Annotated in this window: 11 protein-coding genes; 9 read left to right on the forward strand and 2 right to left on the reverse strand. The window is 51.2% G+C overall.

The features are described from left to right. Positions 1-76 precede the first annotated feature (76 nt). The 9 genes from DS901_RS02550 to DS901_RS02585 all read left to right on the forward strand — a co-directional run bounded on the left by DS901_RS02550 (position 77) and on the right by DS901_RS02585 (position 17,393). The gene (locus DS901_RS02550) at positions 77-9,463 is read left to right on the forward strand and encodes a PKD domain-containing protein (RefSeq protein WP_147249830.1); all 9,387 of its coding nucleotides are present in this window, start codon (positions 77-79) and stop codon (positions 9,461-9,463) included. A gap of 1 nt (position 9,464) precedes the next feature. Further along, entirely contained in the window at positions 9,465-10,253 is a 789-nt protein-coding gene (locus DS901_RS02555) for a hypothetical protein (RefSeq protein ID WP_113775375.1), read from the forward strand. A 303-nt stretch (positions 10,254-10,556) separates the two neighbouring features. Beyond that, entirely contained in the window at positions 10,557-11,450 is an 894-nt protein-coding gene (locus DS901_RS02560; protein ID WP_147249831.1) for an RHS repeat-associated core domain-containing protein, read from the forward strand. A 9-nt stretch (positions 11,451-11,459) separates the two neighbouring features. After that, positions 11,460-11,924 (forward strand): hypothetical protein, encoded by a 465-nt coding sequence (locus DS901_RS02565; protein WP_113775377.1) that lies wholly within the window; start codon positions 11,460-11,462, stop codon positions 11,922-11,924. A 33-nt stretch (positions 11,925-11,957) separates the two neighbouring features. Beyond that, on the forward strand, positions 11,958-12,089 hold the full coding sequence (locus DS901_RS18940; RefSeq protein ID WP_258546633.1) for a hypothetical protein: 132 nt from the start codon (positions 11,958-11,960) through the stop codon (positions 12,087-12,089). An 18-nt stretch (positions 12,090-12,107) separates the two neighbouring features. After that, a complete protein-coding gene (locus tag DS901_RS02570) occupies positions 12,108-12,806 on the forward strand; it encodes an IS6 family transposase (protein WP_113775378.1) in 699 nt (232 codons plus the stop codon). Between the two features lie 153 nt (positions 12,807-12,959). After that, entirely contained in the window at positions 12,960-14,153 is a 1,194-nt protein-coding gene (locus DS901_RS02575; protein WP_113775379.1) for a hypothetical protein, read from the forward strand. Positions 14,154-14,330: 177 nt separating this feature from the next. Then, a complete protein-coding gene (locus DS901_RS02580; protein ID WP_113775380.1) occupies positions 14,331-15,557 on the forward strand; it encodes an RES domain-containing protein in 1,227 nt (408 codons plus the stop codon). A gap of 549 nt (positions 15,558-16,106) precedes the next feature. Then, positions 16,107-17,393: a Fic family protein gene (locus DS901_RS02585; protein WP_113775381.1), complete on the forward strand. Its 1,287-nt coding sequence runs from the start codon at positions 16,107-16,109 to the stop codon at positions 17,391-17,393. Positions 17,394-17,517: 124 nt separating this feature from the next. Here DS901_RS02585 and DS901_RS02590 read toward each other — a convergent pair whose 3' ends face one another. Both DS901_RS02590 and DS901_RS02595 read right to left on the reverse strand, forming a co-directional pair. Beyond that, positions 17,518-17,994 carry a hypothetical protein gene (locus DS901_RS02590; protein WP_113775382.1) on the reverse strand — a complete coding sequence of 159 codons (477 nt, stop codon included), beginning with the start codon at positions 17,992-17,994 and terminating at the stop codon, positions 17,518-17,520. After that, on the reverse strand, positions 17,982-19,274 hold the full coding sequence (locus DS901_RS02595; protein WP_147249832.1) for an ATP-binding protein: 1,293 nt from the start codon (positions 19,272-19,274) through the stop codon (positions 17,982-17,984). Before DS901_RS02595 ends, DS901_RS02590 begins: the two co-directional genes overlap by 13 nt. Positions 19,275-19,384 lie beyond the last annotated feature (110 nt).

The raw sequence follows: 19,384 nt of genomic DNA on the forward strand, positions 1-19,384 counted from the left end.
TTTGCAACCCAGTGTTGATTGCTCTGTGGTTGTTGGTTAAGCGTTTTCTTAACTGATTTTTTTAGGAATTAATATTTTGTTTATTTCAACTATGCGCGCGGCTTTTGTCAGTTTTCTTTGGGCATCATCGGGTGGCTTTGCGTTCGCAGATGTTGCAATTCCCATTCAGGCAGAGATTGGCCATTCGGTCACGCTGGACCCGACAGATAGTTTTATGGCACTTGAAGGTGGTGCGCTTCGTGCTGAGTGGAGCTGGGTGGAACGCCCTGCTGTTAGTGTTGCTGGATTTTCTGATGAGACAGCGTTGCGTCCAACGGTTCTCGTTGATGTTAATGGAACTTATGTCGCGCAGCTTGATCTGTTTCCGGCTGATGATCTTGCAGCAATAGAGCCATCTTACTCTGTTACGCTTGAGATCAGCACTGAGAATTTGAGCCCTGTCGCGCAGATTTCCGGACGTAGTCTTTCGGGTTTTGATGCGCCTTTCTTTTTGGACGGTTCGGCCAGCTACGATGTCGATGGGGATGCGCTAAGCTATAGCTGGTCTGTGGATACAGTGCCCACATCGGGTAGCGCGACCTTTGGCAGTCCTGATGCGCCGATGACGGCTGTTTCTTTTGATGGTGTTGGTTTTTACACGCTTGGATTGACTGTGACGGATGCTACTGGTCGCATGTCAGTTGTTGCAACATATGATGTTGATTTCGAGGGTGAAGAGGCACCAGCGTTCGACCTACAAAATACTCTGGGTACGTTTAACTTGGTGACCGAACAATTTTTTGGCCGTCAACAAGTTGAAGGGCGTACCTATATCGGCAGCACGATTGATGGGACTAATGGGCAGTTTGGTTACAACCCGGCCAATGATGGTTTGGATTTTGCGGAACTGTATATCGATGGCGATGTGCGCAACGGGAACATCAACCTGACGCACGGCGATGAGGCACGGATTTCGGGTGTGCGTTTTCAGGCCAATGTTAACAATGGCACATTGGTTGAGAATGCAACCGATCTGCCAGCCTTTGATTTTGATCAGTTCAAGTTTCAATCAGCATTTTTGGCCAGTTTGACAGGCGATACACCTGATCTTTCGGATCAAAACCACAAGCGCTTTGGCGGTGCCTCTAATGCAGACATGGACGAAGCATTGTTTGGCGCGCAGACACGTGTTGTGCACACTAGTCTGCAAGATTTGCGCACCGGCGGATATTCTATCGATGTGTCGCAAGCCGATACTGTGATTATCAATGTTTCTGGCACGTCTGGTATGTTCCAAATGAACCCGCTGGGCGGCACGCAATCTGCTGAACATGTGATTTGGAATTTCTACGAGGCCACATCGATTGATATTAACGCCGTGATTGTAGGTCATGTTTTGGCCCCACATGCACAGCTACGCGGGTTCTCTGGTGGTTCTGTAGGGACCGTGATCGCGCAAGATGTTCAACTGACCAATGGCCCACTGCGCCAAGGTGCATGGTTAGGTGAAGTGGCCGGATCATTAGAGGCCGATGTCACGGCACGTAACGTGGCCCCGGTTGGCGCGCTGTTTTTTGACCAACGTGTCCAAGATGATACGCCGCTCACCCTGAGCGCGTTGGGCAGTACTGATATTGACGCTAATACGCTGTCGGCCAGCTTTGATGTGCTGTTCGGCGATCCAGCAATCCTATCAGATGTGGGTGGGGTTCTTACTGTAGATCCCACACCGTTGAACAAAGAAACGCTTGTCTCGGTCCGTGTCTCAGATGGCGTGTCGCAGGGTGCCGATCAGGTGTTGCTGGTTCCCACTGGCAATCAGGTCCGACCCCAAGCGGTCGCAACGCAGATGGTTACAGGTACGTCGCTGGTAACGTTAGACGGCACTCAGAGCTATGATCTGAATGGTGATTTGCTGTCCTATAGCTGGTCGCTTTTGTCTCAGCCGATTGGCAGCGTAACCAGCTTGAATGCAGATGCGCCGATTGCAACCTTCACGGCAGATGTAGACGGTCGCTATATTGCGCAACTGATCGTGTATGACGGCACTGCGGCTTCGGTGCCGCAAACGATTGTGATTGATACGTTGGCGGCTTTGCCGGTTGCCTATGCAGGCGCCGATCAATTGGCCGATGCGCAAGGCAGCGCCATTGTCGATGGTGGGCTATCATCGGGTGCTGTGCTTGACTTTAACTGGTCTGCAACGGGCCTGACCGGTGCAGACGGCGTGTTTGGTACACCGACAGAAATGATCACAACCGTCGATTTGTCAGATGATGGGGCAGGAGAGCCGTTGCCATCCGCTTTGCAGCTGATCGTGGCAGACGCGAACGGTGTGTCCTTGCCTGATACTGTCTTTGTGGGAACCGGAAACATCCGGCCTGTTGTTGGCCAAGGTGCCGAATTGACGGTCACGGGCGGTATTGCGACCAGCTTGCTGGCTTCTGATTATGCATCCGATCTGAATAGTGATGCACTTAGCTATCGTTGGTCGATTGTGTCGCGCCCAGATAACAGTGTTCTCACAGTTGATCCGGCGGATGCGGCCACCCAAATTGTGATTGGCGCGCAGTTTGACTTTACGCCTGATGTAACCGGTTTGTATTTAATTCAGCTTGTTGCTGACGATGGGCTGCTTGCGGCACGTCCTGCAGTTATTTCTGTGATTGTTGAGAACACCGCACCGATCGCGGTGGCGGCTGCGATTGCAGACAGCGTTGTTGGTCTTGCAGTGACCCTTGACGGTTCGGGCTCATCTGATCCTGACGCTGATGCCCTGAATTACCAATGGGTGGTGACCACCCGCCCGGCAGGCAGCACGGCTACGATTGTCGACCCAACGGCTACGGTTGCGCACTTCACGCCAGATGTGAAAGGCAGCTACAGCTTTGCACTGACAGTGTCGGATTTTGAATTGAGTTCTGACCCGGCCGTGACAAGCCTGACGGTCTTGAACCAGTCACCTGTCATTTCCATTGTCGTGCCTGATGTCATCACTATTGGCGAAGCTGCGGTCTTTGATGCATCGGCTTCGGTTGATCCGGACGGTGATCCGCTTATCTTTACGATCGATGTCAGCGGCCCACCGGGAAGCACACCGCAAATTGATGAACTTCCGGGCGGGATTTTTGGCGTTACGGCCGATATTCCTGGGGATTACACGATCATTGTGTCTGTCTCTGATGGGGAGATCACGGAGAACTCGACCACGACGTTGACCGCGGTAGGCGCAAACTCTGCACCTGTTCTTGCGGTGTTGCTCGATACTTATACCGTCGAGTTGGGCCTTGAACTGGCTTTAGACCTACAAGCGACAGACGTTGACGGTGATGTGCTGACCTTCTACGCAACACCGCTGCCCTTGGTTGATGGGGCCAGTCTTGATGCAAACACAGGTGCTGTGCGGTTCCGGCCTGAAGCAGGGCAAGAGGGGAGCTATACGTTTACGCTGGGTGTCACTGACGGGATCTTAACCGACGAAGCCATCGTGACCGTCGACGCGGTGACAGGCACTGCGAGTGATACATCTGTCTTTGGACGGGTGCTTGATGCGGTTGATTTTGCCAACGGTATTGAAACGCCATTAGCTGGCATACCTGTGCGCCTGGACACAGCAGCGCTGGAGGCAATCACGGACGCGACAGGGGTTTTCCGTTTTGGTAGTTTGACCGAAGGAAGTGATAGCGTCACGGTTGGCCCAGACGCTGACGGAGGGTCAGGTGGCTATGTAGCCGTGCAGCGTGCGATCAATATCACTGCAAATCAAGATCGCGACTTGTCCCCTGATTTTTTGCTGACCTCACTGAACGAAGGGTGTGTTAGTGTCTTGGCCGGACAGATAACGTCGCTGGTCGGTACGTCCACGGGGGTATCACTTGAGTTTGCCGCTGACACGATTTTGAATGCCGACGGTTCTACTTACACGGGGCAAGTCTGTCTTGGTTCACTTCCACGACAAACTGCGCAAGATGGTTTCCCAGAAGACACGCTGGCCTGCCAAATCTACGGTGTCAGTGCTCCTGGCGCGACATTCAGCGCAGGGGCTCTAGTTACCGCGCCTAATTATGACAACTTGCCAGAAGCAACAACGTTGACGTTTTGGGAGAACACGCAAAGCACGCGGTTCCGCCGTGTGGCTGGCGCGGGTGTTGATGCGGGCGCATCGACTGTGAGCGCGCAAGTGGACCTGAACGAGAATGGAATGTTCACCTTCTTGCCGCAATCACCAAGAACCGTTGCTTCGGACGATCAACCGACAGGGAACCACACACTAAGTGTTTTTGAAGGTGACCTGAACGAAGTCTATACATTGCCGGGCTATTTTGCCTTTAACCAAGCCCAGCAAGTGGGGCTAAGCTATCACTCCTCCGCCGCTGATCCGACCGTGATCGTGGCTGGCGACGTGACCATCGCAGATGACGCATCACTGCCAATTGAGCTATCGACACGGATTGCGGTTGGCGGTCTTTCACTGACTTCCGATGTGACGTGGACGCCGCGCGAAGCAGCTGACGGCACGATCCCAGCTTTGGTCGGCGAAGAAGTTGCTTTGCGACAATCTATGCCAGTCGACGCCAGCAGCCTGTCCTCTGGGCGCTATGACTACGACTTCATCGCCCGGGCGCAATACGACTGCTCCACAGTCACCGCCACACACAATGCCGACCTTTATGTGCAAAACGAAACCGACAGCCCTTACGGCGTTGGCTGGTCCATCGACGGGCTGCAAGAATTAGTCGTTGCTGATGACGGGTCCGTCTCAATCATCGACGATGACGGTATCGCTGTGTTCAATCCAGAGCCAACACTCACGGAATTTGATGGTGATCCTTTGGTTATCCCTGTAGTGGGACCGTTTTCCTTTGATATCGGAGACGTTGATGGGAATGGTCTAGGAGACGTAATTGTGGCAGAGGTAGGCACAGGGTCGGTGTCTTTTATATACAACTACGGCGAACGGGAGTTTGAGTATGATGCAGGGCTTGCGCTCGTCGAACCAAATGAAATTCCTGCAACAGGATCATTTGGTCTTAACTTGGGTGATGTTGTTACTGCGGATTACGACAGCGACGGAGATCAGGACATCTTGGTCGGTGTTGCAGACAATAATACTGTGGACGTTTTGTATAATGACGGATTTGGTAATCTAACATGGGATCCGGCCGAAATGGTGCTGGGGAACAACACGGGTGCGCGCGCTATTGAGTACGCCGACATTGATCTAGACGGGCAAGCTGATATTTATGCGCCTTCGGGGTACCAGTTTCTGTTAAGCCGAGGCGGGCGGAATTATGTAAAGTATGGTGGCGAAGATACGACGATCAACGTGTTTGGTGTGCCAGGGAGTTTCTTTACGCGCGCCGTTCTTGCGGATGGCACGCTTGCTGACATTGATGGAGACGGTGATCTTGATCTTTCCTATCGGACATCCAACCGCGTTCAGCTTATCTATAACGAAGGTAATCGTACATACACGAGCACAAGTGACGACATCGTCTATCAGGGAACAGAATACCTGATAGCGACGCGTCACGCCTTTCTTGATGTTGATCTAAATGGCACGCAAGATTTGGTGATAAGTGGGACGAGCGCCCTTAACCTTTACTTGATTTCAGAAGACCGTACGATTTCTGATGCAATCTCTATCCCTCGACCTGCGGGCACCGTTGGGGCACTTACGCCGAATGCGATCGATGCGAATGGCGATGGAATGATGGACCTTTTGGTGTCGGGTAGCTTTTCACTGGATGACCAGGGCCCTGTATACGTCTACGAAAACGCTGGCGATGGTACGTTCCTGCCGCCCGAACAAGGATTTGTTGACCATACTATCGGCAAGTTAGCCTTTGCAGATCTGAACGGCGACGGCAGTTTAGACATGGTCTCAAGTCAGCGGTTTTCAATCACCATTGATTTTTCTGAGCCGAGTGAAAGCGGCAAATTTGTTGCCGGCTTGGGAGAATTCTCTACACTCACCAAGCTCGCAGATGGCACTTTTGAACGGCGCTACAAAGACGGCATGGTCGTTGTCTTTAGCGCGGATGGCTTGCAAACAGCTGAGGTCGATCCGCAAGGCAACCGCCGTGAATATACCTACGGCGGTGACGGACAACTTACCACGATTACTGATCAAGTCGGTGGAGAAACGACGTTTACCTACGATGCCACCGGGCGCCTTGCATCCACAACATACCCTGACGGTCGCACAACCGAATTTACCTATGATGATACCGGAACGTTAACCGACGTTACAGAACCCACCGGCAGTATCGTCAGCTTTGAATACAATGACGACGGGCAGCTTGTCTCAACGACGAACCAAAACGGCAACAACACATCATATAGTTATGACGCAGCTGGAAAGTTTAGCGATGCAACGCTGCCTGACGGGTCGAGCATCGCAGCCAGTGTTGCTGCCTCCCTTGGGCTTGCGGATGGTCTTGGAAATACTGGGCCACTGTTTTACGTGGCACCGGAAGACAGGGTCACGACGGTCACTGACCGTAAGGGCGAGATCACTGAAGTTATTGTCAATCAGTTCGGTTCGCCGATCCAAACCACGGACCCGCTGGGGCGCGTGACGCGCATGACCCGGAACGAGGATAACCTTGTTACGCGGATCGAACGGCCCTCTGATGCGACAGCTGACGGGATGCGGATTGACACCATCGCCTATGACAACAACTCTAACGTCACCGAAATGACCGAAGCGGTCGGCACGGATGCGGAACGCAGCACCCAGTACACCTACGAGCCAGAGTTCAACCAAGTCACCTCCATGACCGACGCGGATGGGTTCACCACGGCCTATGAATACGATGCATTCGGCGAGGTCACGAAAGTCATCGACCCAGAGGGCGGGGAGCGGATCACAGCCTACAACGCCGAAGGGAAACTGACCCAGCGGATCGACGAAAACGGAAACGAGACGACCTACATCTACAACGCTAACCAGAACCTCGGGCAGATGACCTACGCCGATGGATCGATCAGTACGATGATCTATGACGCAACGGGAAACACGACTGCGGTGAACGAAGCAGTCGGCACACCAATTGAGCGGCAGGTGCAACGGACATATGACGCGCTGAACAGGGTGCTTACGGTTGAGGTGACAGGGGACGATGGGGCGCAGATCGAGGGGATCACCAGCTACACCTATGAGCCGGCAGGGAACTTGGCGACAGTCACGGATGAAACCGGGCTGGTCACCTATATGGGGTACGACACGCTCGAACGGCTCGTGGCACTGGACGACCCGGCAGAGGGGCTGATCCAGCGCACATATAACGACGCAGGCGAAGTCACCGAACACATCAACGGCGATGGGGAAATCCATGCCTATGGCTATGACAGCGTCAGCAGATTGTCTGAGACCACCGACCCCGAAGGGTATGTCAAATCCTTCGCCTATGATACGCGCAACAACGTGACATCGGTGATCGACGGGCGCATGGGCGAAACCGTCTTTGGGTTCGACGTGTTGGACCGGATGACGACACGGACCAATCCGATCAACCAGACGATGACACGGGCCTATGACGCACGGGACAATCTTGATGTGCTGATCCGCGAAGATGGGCTGATTGAGACAGCCACCTACGACGGGCTCAGCCGACGCACGCAGGTCGTGACACCAGATAACACGCTGACCTATGCGTATGACGCGCGGTCGAACCTGACCGAAGCCGCTGACAATGACAGCCGGGTGACCTTCACCTACGATCTGCGTAACCGGCTGGAAACCACCACCACGGATGGCACCGTTGGGCCACAGCCCGCGGCCACGATCAGCTACACCTATGACGCACTGGACCGACGGACCTCCATGTCCGACAGCTTGGGCGGGACCACCACCTATGCCTATGATTTTGAGGACCGGCTCACCGATCTGACCGCCCCCTGGGGGACCATCTACAGCTTTGGCTATGACGGGGAGGGGCGGCGTACCTCGCTGACCTCGACCTCGGGACGCGATACCTCCTATAGCTACACAAACGGCCTGCTGAGCGCGCTGAGCCATGCGCAATCGGGCGTCGCACTCACGGATCTGTTGTACAGCTATGACGTTGACGGGCAGTTAACGGCGATCACAGACACCCTCGATCCGACCAAATCACTCAGCATCAACTACGATGATCTGAACCGCCTGGTGCAGGTGGATCAGGGGATTCCTGTGGCCGACGGAGGCACCCCGCTGCCCATCGAAGACTACCAATACGACGAAGAAGGCAACCGGCTCGCGTCGCATCTGAGCAGCCTTTATTCCTCAAACGGACACAACCAACTGACCGAGGACGACAGCTATAGCTACGCTTACGACGAACGGGGAAACCGCGTGTCGCGGACGGACAAGGCTGATGGCAGCGTCGAGACATACAGTTACGACAGCCAGAACCGACTGATCGGGTATGCGTCCGACACGACAACGGCAAGCTATGCATATGATGCGCTTGATCGCAGGATTGCGAAGACGGTGGATGGGCAAACGACAACATGGTTCCGAGACACAGAAGATCTCGGCTCGAGTACAGCCACCAACGGCTCTCTTGAATTCAGGGGCGGTAATTTATTCCGTCGTTGGCTGTTCACTACAGAAGTCGACGAACCTATCGCTTTTGAACAATATTCTGGCAACATAAGCCCATCGTCTGGTGCAATTGTGGATTTGTACGCTGATAAGCATGGCTCAGTTACTAGCGCTACTTCGCCTGCTACAGGCGCTGTATTGGCCACGTATGAATATGATGCATACGGAAACCGACTTACATCCACTACGCTTGTGCAACCGTATGGATTCATCGGGCGGGAACATGATGCAGAAATTGGAACGATACAGTTACGTGCTCGTGATTATGAGCCATCTACAGGTTTATTTCTTCAAGCCGATGTTGCTGGCTTTGCCGGAAGACAAGCTAACCTGTATACATATTCGTCCAACGATCCGGTCAATTTAGAAGATCCAAGTGGACTTGTTGTATCAACAGACTATCGATCTGGTGTTGACGCAAGACAACAAGCTGCCGCCTCGGCCAGTCGTGTTGTAGCGGACGGCGTGTTCGACTTGATGTTAGATTTACTTTCTAACTTAGACTCGTTTAAAAATTTCCCTACTCAAAATGTTAACGCAATTTCTGGCGCTGACGGGGGTGGCAGTTCCCACTGCAACGCGAAGTCCAATCAAATTGGCAATCATGTCTATGTTATATACAGCCGTCTCTCGGGACGAGCCATCAAAGTAGGTATTGCAAATAACAAGCGGCTACTAGCAAATGGAACTCAGTCGGCCCGGGCGCTAGAACAGATAACTGACCCACGGCTACAAGCGCATTCCGTTATTATTCAGACACCGGATGGATTTTACTCCAGAGGTCTGGCCTTGCAGTTGGAGCAGGCTATGGTCGATGCAGTGTTCGCAGTATTCGGTGGCTTCGATCTATCGGACATAGTACACCAAAGGCCCGGACCAAGCTGTAGGATTTAGGATGACTAAAGGCAATTTTATTGAGTCATTCGGTGTTGGGTGGGACCCGCTTTGTTGCCTGCCACCGATAGATTCGCTTCGAACGGCTGACGAAAAACTGTCCTTCCAAGCTACAGTTACTCGTGTTGAGGCCGCACTCCGCAGCTTTCATCCGCTAGCCCTCTCGATTTCTAAGATGTTTCATGAAGAAAAATATGAGTTACAGAACCCCACTATCAGATGGTGCAAGTCCATTTTGACAACTACTCCAAAGGATCGGGCTTACTTTGCCCCAAAAGCAAATCTATATGCGGAAATATTTTACGATCCGCTTAGTTTGGACGCTACTAATCTGGATCAAGTTGAGATAGGAAAGCTGGCGGTTCGTATTGCCGAGAGTACACTGAGAAAACTTTCCGATTGGTCCGACTTCCCTACAGAGCTAGTAACTTCAGCATTGCGAAAATTTGAAGCGGCCAACTATACCTATACTTGGGACATCAAGAGGGCGCTTATCGATAAAAAATTGACCCAGATCATAGTAAGTGGGGAAATTAGCGCAAGTAAAACAACTTGTACGTTTGAAGTAAGCCGCGAAGGTAACGTTTTGTACGCATCCAAAGTTTGGGAGGCAGATGGCGCGCAATGGCAGCTAGCCCAAAGGTTTAATAAGCTATCCGTTGTGGATGGACAACTAATAGTCGGCGTGTTGACGGATAGGATAGTGGACGCGTTTTCTGTTGATCTAGACAGCCTTCCTGCTGATGCAAAGCATGCGTTGATTACTAAATCCGGGTCCCTCAAGCGATGAAACACTGGGTGGCTTGCTCTAACTATGCAAACGCACCACAAACGTATGTACGCAATCTGTACCGGATATGGACGTGTAAAACGCGGAGCAATATTGGTCCACAGAAGCGGCTGCGTTTTGCAGTTGTAGCGGAGTAAAAGTCCGCCAGTTTGTGCCCTTCGTTTATACAGCTACGACAGCCAAAACCGGCTGATCGGCTACGCGTCCGACACGACAACGGCAAGCTATGCGTACGACGCGCTCGACCGGCGAATAGCGAAGACGGTGGATGGGGATGCGACGGGTTATGTCTATGATACGTCGATGGAAAACCCGCTCGCGCAGGATGATATCCTGCTAGAATTCGAAGCAGGGACCGAGCCATTCCTCGCACGGCGTTGGGCGCATTCGGTTGCGGTTGACGAACCGCTCGGGTATGAGGAATATCTGAGCACGCAAGACCCCGGCACCGGGGTAGAACACGCGATGTTCTCGGATCGTCTGGGCGCGATCAAGCAAACGCAAGGGGCCATGCAGCAGCCGTATGGTTACACCGGACGAGAGTTTGATGCAGAAAACGGACTGTATCACTACCGTGCACGAAGTTACGATCCACTGACGGGAATGTTCCTGCAAAGCGATCCGATTGGGTTTGGGGGTGGGCAGTTGGGGCTGTATGCCTATGTTGGGAATAATTCGAGCAATCTTGCAGACCCTTCTGGTTTGTCAGCTGTCGGAAACAGTCAAGTCAATAACACTACGGATAGATCAAGGAAGGGGGCATTCCCGCCTATAGCATATGGGGTTGGAGTTCTTGCCGGTAGAATTGCTGATGTATTTGGACAAATAAAATTGGTTAATTTACCCGCTGCAGTCAGGAATGATTATCCGGGTGCGGGCCGAAACTCTTCACCCCTAGGAGAAAATGATCCTGCATGCCTTGCGGCCAAAGAGGCTGTGCGGCAAGCAAAAGCGTTTAGGGCTTCCGTTGGCGGGAGTTGTACGCCTGCAAACGATCCGGCTAACCCAGTTCGGCTCGTTGCGGCGAGAAGAGAGGCCTTGGCGCGGCAAACTAGAGACATTGTCTGTCCAATGAATCCGTCGCAACTTTTACAGTTTGGCGTAACGCCGCTTGGTGAGCGTATTGCCAAAGAAAATGCATTTGGACATTGGTTCCGCTGTAGTGCAATTATTCAAGTGCACGGTAGTAGAAGGTAGTATTTGTTGATGGCTCATGACATTGAGTGCTTTGAGTGGCGGTTTACTTCTCAAGCGAAAATCCACCCGCTTGTCGCAATTGATCCGATTGCCATTGAGATAAATGATGCATTTTGCTCGAAGGATCTAAGAGATATTAAGCTAGCAGATTTTGAAGAATTTAGTGTATGCTTCACGTACCTTGAGCCAAAAATCGCAATTCTGTATGCTGCAAAGCTCATAAGTTTGGTTTTCGACGAAGGTGATTTATCAGGTGCTTGTATCAGAAACCTAGTTTTTCAGATTGCCTCTATCTCGTTTACGCAACCATTGAGCTTTTGGACAAAAGACAGTTTTTTGTTAACGCCCTTAGAGAAGAGCTTCCTTTCAGCAAAAATTTTGGAACTGGCACTCAGTGAGCAATGTAGTGATATGTTGCCTGAATTAGAAATTGCGTTTGATGTCGTTCTAGCGGCGAATCCTGTTGGCCCGTAGTGCCGACGGGTCAGGTGACCTTCGAAGGATACGATGGAAAACCTCAGCACCCAAGACCCCGGCACCGGGATCGAACGCGCAATGTTCGCCGATCGGCAGGGTTCGGTTCTCTATGTGACCTCCCCGGTAGGGACTGTTGCGTTAAATCGTAAGACGCTAGTTTAGGCAGGGCAGGGGGCGCAAATGCAACGAAAACAACCATTCAAACGCCATCGTTTTCCATCATTGATCATTTTATCCGTAGTACGGATGTATCTGCGATATCCGCTCTCATATCAAGATGTCGCAGATCTCCTTGCCGAGCGCGGCGTTGATGTTGATCGCTCAACCGTGTTTCGTTGGGTGCAAAAATTTGGACGTGAATTGGCGAAGCGCACGGAGCGCCATTTGTGTCGTTCAAGCTTAGATTGGCACGTCGATGAAACCTATATCAGGGTTGGCGGAAAGTGGCGTGCGATTGATGCCAATGGCCAGTTGGTCGACTTTCGGCTGACCACAAGGCGTGATGCTAAAGCCGCCAAAGCCTTTCTAAAGAAGGCGATCGAACGTGTCCGTCTTCACCGCCCTGTTTCCATTTGCACCGACAAGGCACCGACCTATCGGAAGGTCATCAAAGATATCAATCATCAATATGATCCACACTTTGATTACATCACCCACATCGACAAAAAGTACCGAAACAACCGTGTTGAAAGCGACCATGCTGCTCTGAAGAGGTTGCTTGGTTACCGGCAAAGCTTCAGATCATTGAGGGCGGCGAAAGCAACACTACAAGGCATGGAAACCATCAGAACAATCAAGAACGACCATATTCAAAAGCGACAACTAGGAGTACGAGGGGAGGTCGCCTTCGTAAGCCAGATATTTGGTTTGGCAGCATGAAAACAACGTGTTAGCCTCATTTTATGCGGACAAAAATTAATGCAACAGTCCCCTATTTATTAACATCAGAGTTCAAATCGGCAAAGGATCCGATGGCGACTTCAACACATACAATTTTGAAAGAACGATTTTCATATTTCTAGGTGCAGTCAGTTGAGCATTCCAAATATTTTCGAGACCAAGCGTAAGAATTATTCGGCGAAGTGTCCGCATTGTGGTGACCCGCATCACTATACGGAGCTGCAATTTCCTGCCGTCAATGACCGAGGAACCTGGGTCATCAAGTGCAATGCATGCAGTGAACACTTTGCCATTGGTCTAAAGAACCCTGTTGAATCACCCACAGGCACTTGTAAGGTTCTCGAGCGTTATGACGACGAAGAAAACCCCTATGCTGGACTTGCCGAATATGCGGTAGAAAAGGCTGTCTATAAACTTGCGATCAATGATGAAGATCCGATTTTCGACTACAGCGCTCACCCGATTTACTGCTGTCCTGAAACCGATGAAGGCTTGGAAAAAGCCGCTCTGGCCGAGCTTACCGCAGCTATTGGCGATATTAGACAGCAATGGGGGATCATCCAAAACAACTATCTCGCGCGTCGAATGCCAGATGTTGACCATTTGGTCGTCTCGATCAAGGTGCCGTGCTCTTGCGCTCAAAACCACATGGCCACCTTCTATTGTCCTCTCCAGATTAATCCAAATGCGAGTCTTGAAGAAGATGATTTCTTATTGGCCAATATCTCGGGTGTTGACCTAGATGACGTCCTAAGCGGGATACATTCGAAGTCCTATCTTATGGTGGCGCTAGACAAACTCATTGTGAGATGGCGTTTGTGTAAGGATCAAGTTCTGATCGCCGCCCCTTTCGTGGGTCATCAATGGAAATCCAAGAGCCAAAAACTTGAGATCTGGGAACGCCTCCTGAAGCAATTAGATGCCAGGCGAACTGTCTTTTTGACTCGCTCTGCGACATGGTCTGGCTATAAGTCGGCTCTGCAAGAAACTGGTTTGGATCACGATGTCCTTGCCAATTATGGCCTCGAAAACCAAATCGTGGCCACCGGCAACAAAAAGCAAGACTTTCATGCCAAGGTTTATATTGGAATTGGTGACCAATGCGAGGTTTTCAGTGGCTCAGCCAACCTAGTGGATGGTCCGTCTATGGAGAATGCAACCTTTGCAGTCTCTCCGCGCAACAAGGTCATCAAGAAATATGTAGATCCGCTAAAACTCTCACTGCCTGACGCGCCCGACCGAGCCAATCATCATCTGATGATCCATCTAACGGATGATGGCTGGATCGGTACGCTACAAGACGGCCCCGCACCTGAGTTGACCTGATGGATCTGCGTCGCTCCAAACCTACCGAAATCGTACGTTCGTCACGACATGGGAGTTTCCGATGGTGTTTGACTTGCAAAGCAGATTCTCAATGCAGGTCGTTACATGTGAGGCTATGCCTTATGGGAGTGTAGACAATTTGCTCGGATATGCATTGATGAATGGGAGTTCCACCAGTTGCTAGTTTGCCCCGATTGCTTCGAAGACAAGGGTCTTAAGGCGCGAATAGAAGAGATAAGGCCGCAATTTAATGAAGGAAAATGTGATTATCATAATACTAAAAAAGGTGTACCCGTCGTAGCAGTTGCCGAAGTACTGAAGGATGTTATCGAGAACAACTACCATCTTTCCGGCTATGGGTATGACGGTGAACCGACAGGTGAACTTCTTCTACCCCTCATCGAAGACCTTGCACGGCCTGATCAGTTTGAAATTGCAGAAGAACTCCAAAACGAGTTGATCAACCTCGATGATTACTGGCCGCCGGATGGCGGCGACCCATTCTTTGCGGATGATACTGGATACACGCGTATTGAGCAGTTCTTCGACGATACGCATTCTGCTCGATGGCAAGAGTTCCGCAGTGAAATCATGAGCGGGCAGCGGTTTTTCAGCCGACGTGCCAGAGATTTGCTTTCTGAACTATTCGATGGGCTGCACCTACTTCGCAACAAACGCAATGTACGCGCCGTGCGAACGCTCAAGCCGAGCGAGGTTGCACTGTACCGAGGTAGAAAAGCAAATGTCGCCGATGCTCAATCAAGAATTAGAGCGGCTCCTGAAAAGGAACTAGGCCCGCCGCCAGAGAAGCTGCGGGGTGCGGGTCGGATGAATCCATCAGGTATCCCGGTGTTCTATGGCGCTGAAGATATTGAGACGTGCTTGGCAGAGCTGCGACCGGCGGTGGGAGAGACAGTGATGGTCGCACGCTTTAGATTGACGCGCCCGGTTGTCGTCCTGGATACGACGTTGTTCGCATCACCACCAAAACAGCCCAACATCTTTGCAAAGTCGCATAACGAAAGGTTGAGTCTTTGGGGTTTCATGGCTGAGTTCATGTCGGAAATCTCGATGCCATGCCTGCCTGATGACGAGCACTTAGACTATGTTCCTACCCAAGTCGTCGCGGAGTATCTCGTACACGAGCATCTCTTTAACGTTTCAGGTCAAGAACGACATTTGGACGGGCTAATCTTTCAATCAGCGCAAAAGCCGGGAGGCAAGAACATCGTCTTGTTTGGACCAGCAGGGCTCGTTGAAACAGAGGCGAAATCACGTCCTAAGACCAACCCGGAATTAGCTGGGCTTCAAGTTGTCCCAAAATCGGTTGTTGAGATGAGGATACATGGGGTTTCCATCGATGCATTGGAAGTTGGATCGCACCTGAATGAATATGACGGTTGATCGGCCCAGAATTTCAGAGCAGTGATGACACGGCTACGTTAAATGTTTTAGTTGGGCGTCAATGAGCAAGCTTGGCACAAAGACCGACCTGTCTTCACTCCAGATGTTTAGGCCAAAAGAGGCGACCACGTGGATGCAACAGCCCTAGCTTCTCTAGGTTTTCTAACTATGCGGACCCAACGTGCTCCCCCCGAAATGCCTTCAAGGTTGTTAAGTCTGATAGGAAATTGCGCGCGCCGGTATCTTCCAACAGTGTTCTTTGCTTTATAATCCATAGGTCCGTTCCAGATAGTATTTGAGGCCTTGTCATGCACATTGAAGTTCTTAACGCTATTGTGGCCATCGGTTCATGTTGTCTGCAACGATAACTCCTCTCCGCTTTCTTTTGTATTATTTTCAAGGGGATAATCGTTTCAAACCGGCCAGTGAGACTTTCTTGACCTTGAATTCCATAAATCGTTGCAAAAGCGGTGAAACGAAAACTTGATCTGGTGGAAAATCTATGCTTATCAATGAAATAATCGGTTCACGTCGTTAGGATATCGTTTCATGGCCCTTTCGGATCAAGACATTCTCAATTTCATAGCGGCGAACCCCGGTGCCGGACGGGATGCTATTCGTAAGGGGGTGGCACAAGATGTAAGTGAAACGACCGTTTGGCGGGCCTTGAAGCGCTTAGTGGATGAAGGTCGTCTTGAGGTCTCAGGAAAGGGCCGGGCGACAGGCTACCAAATAGCGGGTGCAGCGGTCGTGCGCGCATACTTATCAACCCCATACAATCGACGACCTCTAGTGTTTTACCGGCCAGAATTTTTGGATGCCTATGTTCCGGGAAAGACGTGGTATTTGACTGAAGCCGACCGTGCTCGACTGCTTGAGGCCGGGCGACCTCAGGGGCGAGAACTTCCAGCGGGTACTTACGCGCGCCGCATTCTGGAACAACTTCTTGTAGATCTCAGTTGGGCGTCCTCACGGATGGAAGGCAACACCTATGACATCCTGCAAACCGAAAGACTGATCCGGTTCGGCGAGGAGGCCGAAGGAAAGGATCGCAAAGAAGCTTTGATGATCCTCAACCATAAAGAGGCCATACAGTACGTCGTCGATAATCTTGACGAGATAGGGCTCCGCCGCCCTGATCTATTTGCGCTTCATGCCCTCCTATCGGACGGCTTGCTTGCAGACCCTGCCATGTCCGGGCGGTTGCGGGCGATGCCAGTTGGGATCTCGCATTCGGGCTATCGGCCTCTCGATGACGCGGTTACGATCACCGAAGAATTTGACATTCTCATACACAAAGCGGCTCAGATCACCGATCCGTTTGAGCAGTCATTTTTCTTACTCGTTCACATCCCGTACTTGCAGGCTTTCGCGGATGTAAACAAGCGGACGTCGCGCGTTGCTTCCAACATCCCATTGCTGAAATCGGACCTTGCACCGATGTCTTTTACTACGATGGATGACAGGGATTACATTGACGGCCTGATTGGGATTTACGAGTTGAACAACGTGTCGCTGCTCCGCGAGGTTTACCTCGACGCCTATGTGGCTTCGGCGGAAAAGTACCGCATTCTGCGCGCCGAAGTGGAGAGCCCAGACAAAGCGGCGCTGGCCTACCGGGAGTTCGTCCGCACTGCTGTTCGCCGTTGCGTTTTAGAATTCAAGGCGTTCCATCAAGATGAAGTGCTCGCGATGGCCGCTGAGGCTGCTGTGCCAGAAGATGATCGCGCCGGCGTTGCCGCCTATGTCAAAGATCAGCTCTCAGGTCTTCACGAGGGGAACGTCATTCGTTATCGCCTCAAGCCTAGCGATCTGCTCGGGGTAAATCTGGGATAAAAAGCGCGGATAGCTATCTGTTTAGAAACTCATGATATTTGCAATGGCAGGACACATTCATGAAAACTAGGTAATTGGACTGGTACACATATTAGTTGCATAAGTTAATTCAGTCGTGGGCGGCCTATTTGAGCGTTTTCACCAACCAAGTGATTTCGTTGCGGGCCGCTGCAATGAGGCTTTGGTAAGATTGTACAGAAACGTTGGCGGCGAGCCTATCAGGGGAAAGCTTGGGGTCACGTCCTTTGCCTACAACCATAATTTCAAAGGCAGCCGTTGAGTCTAACTGACTGGTTAATTCGTCACGGTAATCCTCAGCTTGGGCCACTTCTTCGCGTCCAATCGTCTTGCTTGGGCGTTTAAATTCAATCAACAGGTAACGTCCATCGAACCCTTGGGTGAGCAATAAGTCAGGGCGCTTACTTGCTCGATCTCCTGAATACTTTCTGTCACAGAACTTTCTTACGACAGTTTTCAAAGACGCATTCGATGCCATCAATGAATAGTGGGTGCCAAATAGCCATAGGTTTGTGTCCAGCGCCTTATGCATCGTGTCTTCAAGGGTATCAGGCTTGAGCGACAAATCTGTCAGATAGTCCAAAAATTCGATGCGGCGTTGCGCCTGAGAATGAAGATGGGACAGCTCCAATAATCCGAAGTCGGCCAGTGCTTCTGCGAAATATAAGACCTCGCCTTTGCTGGCTTCATTGATTTTTCTAACACCTCCCAGTAACCATCATGTTCCATAGCGTCCAAGGCGACATCGGCAATGACCTGTGCCCTGGCGTCACTTTCCGAGTAGTACTTATTGAGGATTTTGTTCAATGCCTTCTCGGCAAACCCGCGCCGATGTTCTGGCAAATTTTCGAGACGCTTGTTAATTTGCTTTTGTAGACGCGCCTTCTGGAGGTTCAGTTGCCGGTTGTGTGTGCTCTTAAGCTTTGACTTAACCTCATCTCGAACAAAGCTACTAATCTGCTCAAATGCTTTGCTGCTTTCATTGACCCCACCCCAATCGGCTGTGACCATTCCCGCAGTATCAGGAACGGAGATTTCACCAGCCAGGTTTTTCAGTAGTTTGCGGGGGATCTCCTCATCGTCATCGAGTCCAAAGAACGATGGGGGTCCGACGATCTTCCCGTCGACCCTAAGACTGATTCCTGCTGTCTTCGGTTTGGATTTTGAATGAGAAATAGTATAGTGCAGGGCAACTGGACCGGTGGCATCCAAAGTCTCTTTTTTCTTAACGTTGTGTCCTGGCAGGTCCGCAATACCTAACACTTCGCCATTAACGTGAATCTGAAAAAGCCGCTCTTGGCCATATTCTCTAAACAATAACTCTCTCAGCCTGTCTGCAGTTGGATAGTTGAGACTTTGGTCAAGTGATGTAAGTTCGACGATCGAACCCGTTTCTTTGTCTGATGCGAGATCAATGATGAAATCCAGCGGGATTTTTTCTAGGTCATCATCCGCTTCAAGCAGAATTTTCTTGTCGATGGTCAGAGTACACCGGTTAATTCCGTTGGAAGAGGTTATTTTCATCGATGAAGCGAGGGTCAGTCCCGCAAATTTTCCAATTCCTTTGCGGCCTTTCACCCTTCGCTTGTGTTTTGGTGTGGTTTCGCCCGACCGCTGCCTCTTGTCGCTGGCGATATCGAGGTAATTTTGACGAATTTGTTCTTCGCTCATGCCGCTGCCGTCGTCTCGCACAACAACGGGAGCAGGCATAAGCGGTGGGGGGATTTCGACCCACACGTTCAATGCGTCAGCGTCCCAAGCATTATCTATTAACTCTTTAAGCGCAGCTTCACTGGAACGGTAAGTTTCGCCCAATATACGTGTTAAACGCGGATTTACTAAGAAATGGGCTTTTTGCTGCATGACACTATCATTACCGTCGGTGAAGGATCCTTCAATAGGAATATCAATACCTTGTTCGAGTTGGTAGGCGTTCCTAGGGTTAACCCTTTTCAAAACCCAACTGATCTCCA

The sequence above is a fragment of the Loktanella sp. D2R18 genome (assembly GCF_003318235.1).
GTDB lineage: Bacteria > Pseudomonadota > Alphaproteobacteria > Rhodobacterales > Rhodobacteraceae > Yoonia.

What these genes read in the sequence shown, in the direction of transcription:
- DS901_RS02565 (WP_113775377.1), top strand. Translation starts at nt 11,460, where the DNA reads ATGGCTCATGACATTGAGTGCTTTGAGTGGCGGTTTACTTCTCAAGCG.
- DS901_RS02595 (WP_147249832.1), bottom strand. Translation starts at nt 19,274, where the DNA reads ATGCAGCAAAAAGCCCATTTCTTAGTAAATCCGCGTTTAACACGTATA.
- DS901_RS02585 (WP_113775381.1), top strand. Translation starts at nt 16,107, where the DNA reads ATGGCCCTTTCGGATCAAGACATTCTCAATTTCATAGCGGCGAACCCC.
- DS901_RS02560 (WP_147249831.1), top strand. Translation starts at nt 10,557, where the DNA reads ATGGAAAACCCGCTCGCGCAGGATGATATCCTGCTAGAATTCGAAGCA.
- DS901_RS02570 (WP_113775378.1), top strand. Translation starts at nt 12,108, where the DNA reads ATGCAACGAAAACAACCATTCAAACGCCATCGTTTTCCATCATTGATC.
- DS901_RS18940 (WP_258546633.1), top strand. Translation starts at nt 11,958, where the DNA reads ATGGAAAACCTCAGCACCCAAGACCCCGGCACCGGGATCGAACGCGCA.
- DS901_RS02555 (WP_113775375.1), top strand. Translation starts at nt 9,465, where the DNA reads ATGACTAAAGGCAATTTTATTGAGTCATTCGGTGTTGGGTGGGACCCG.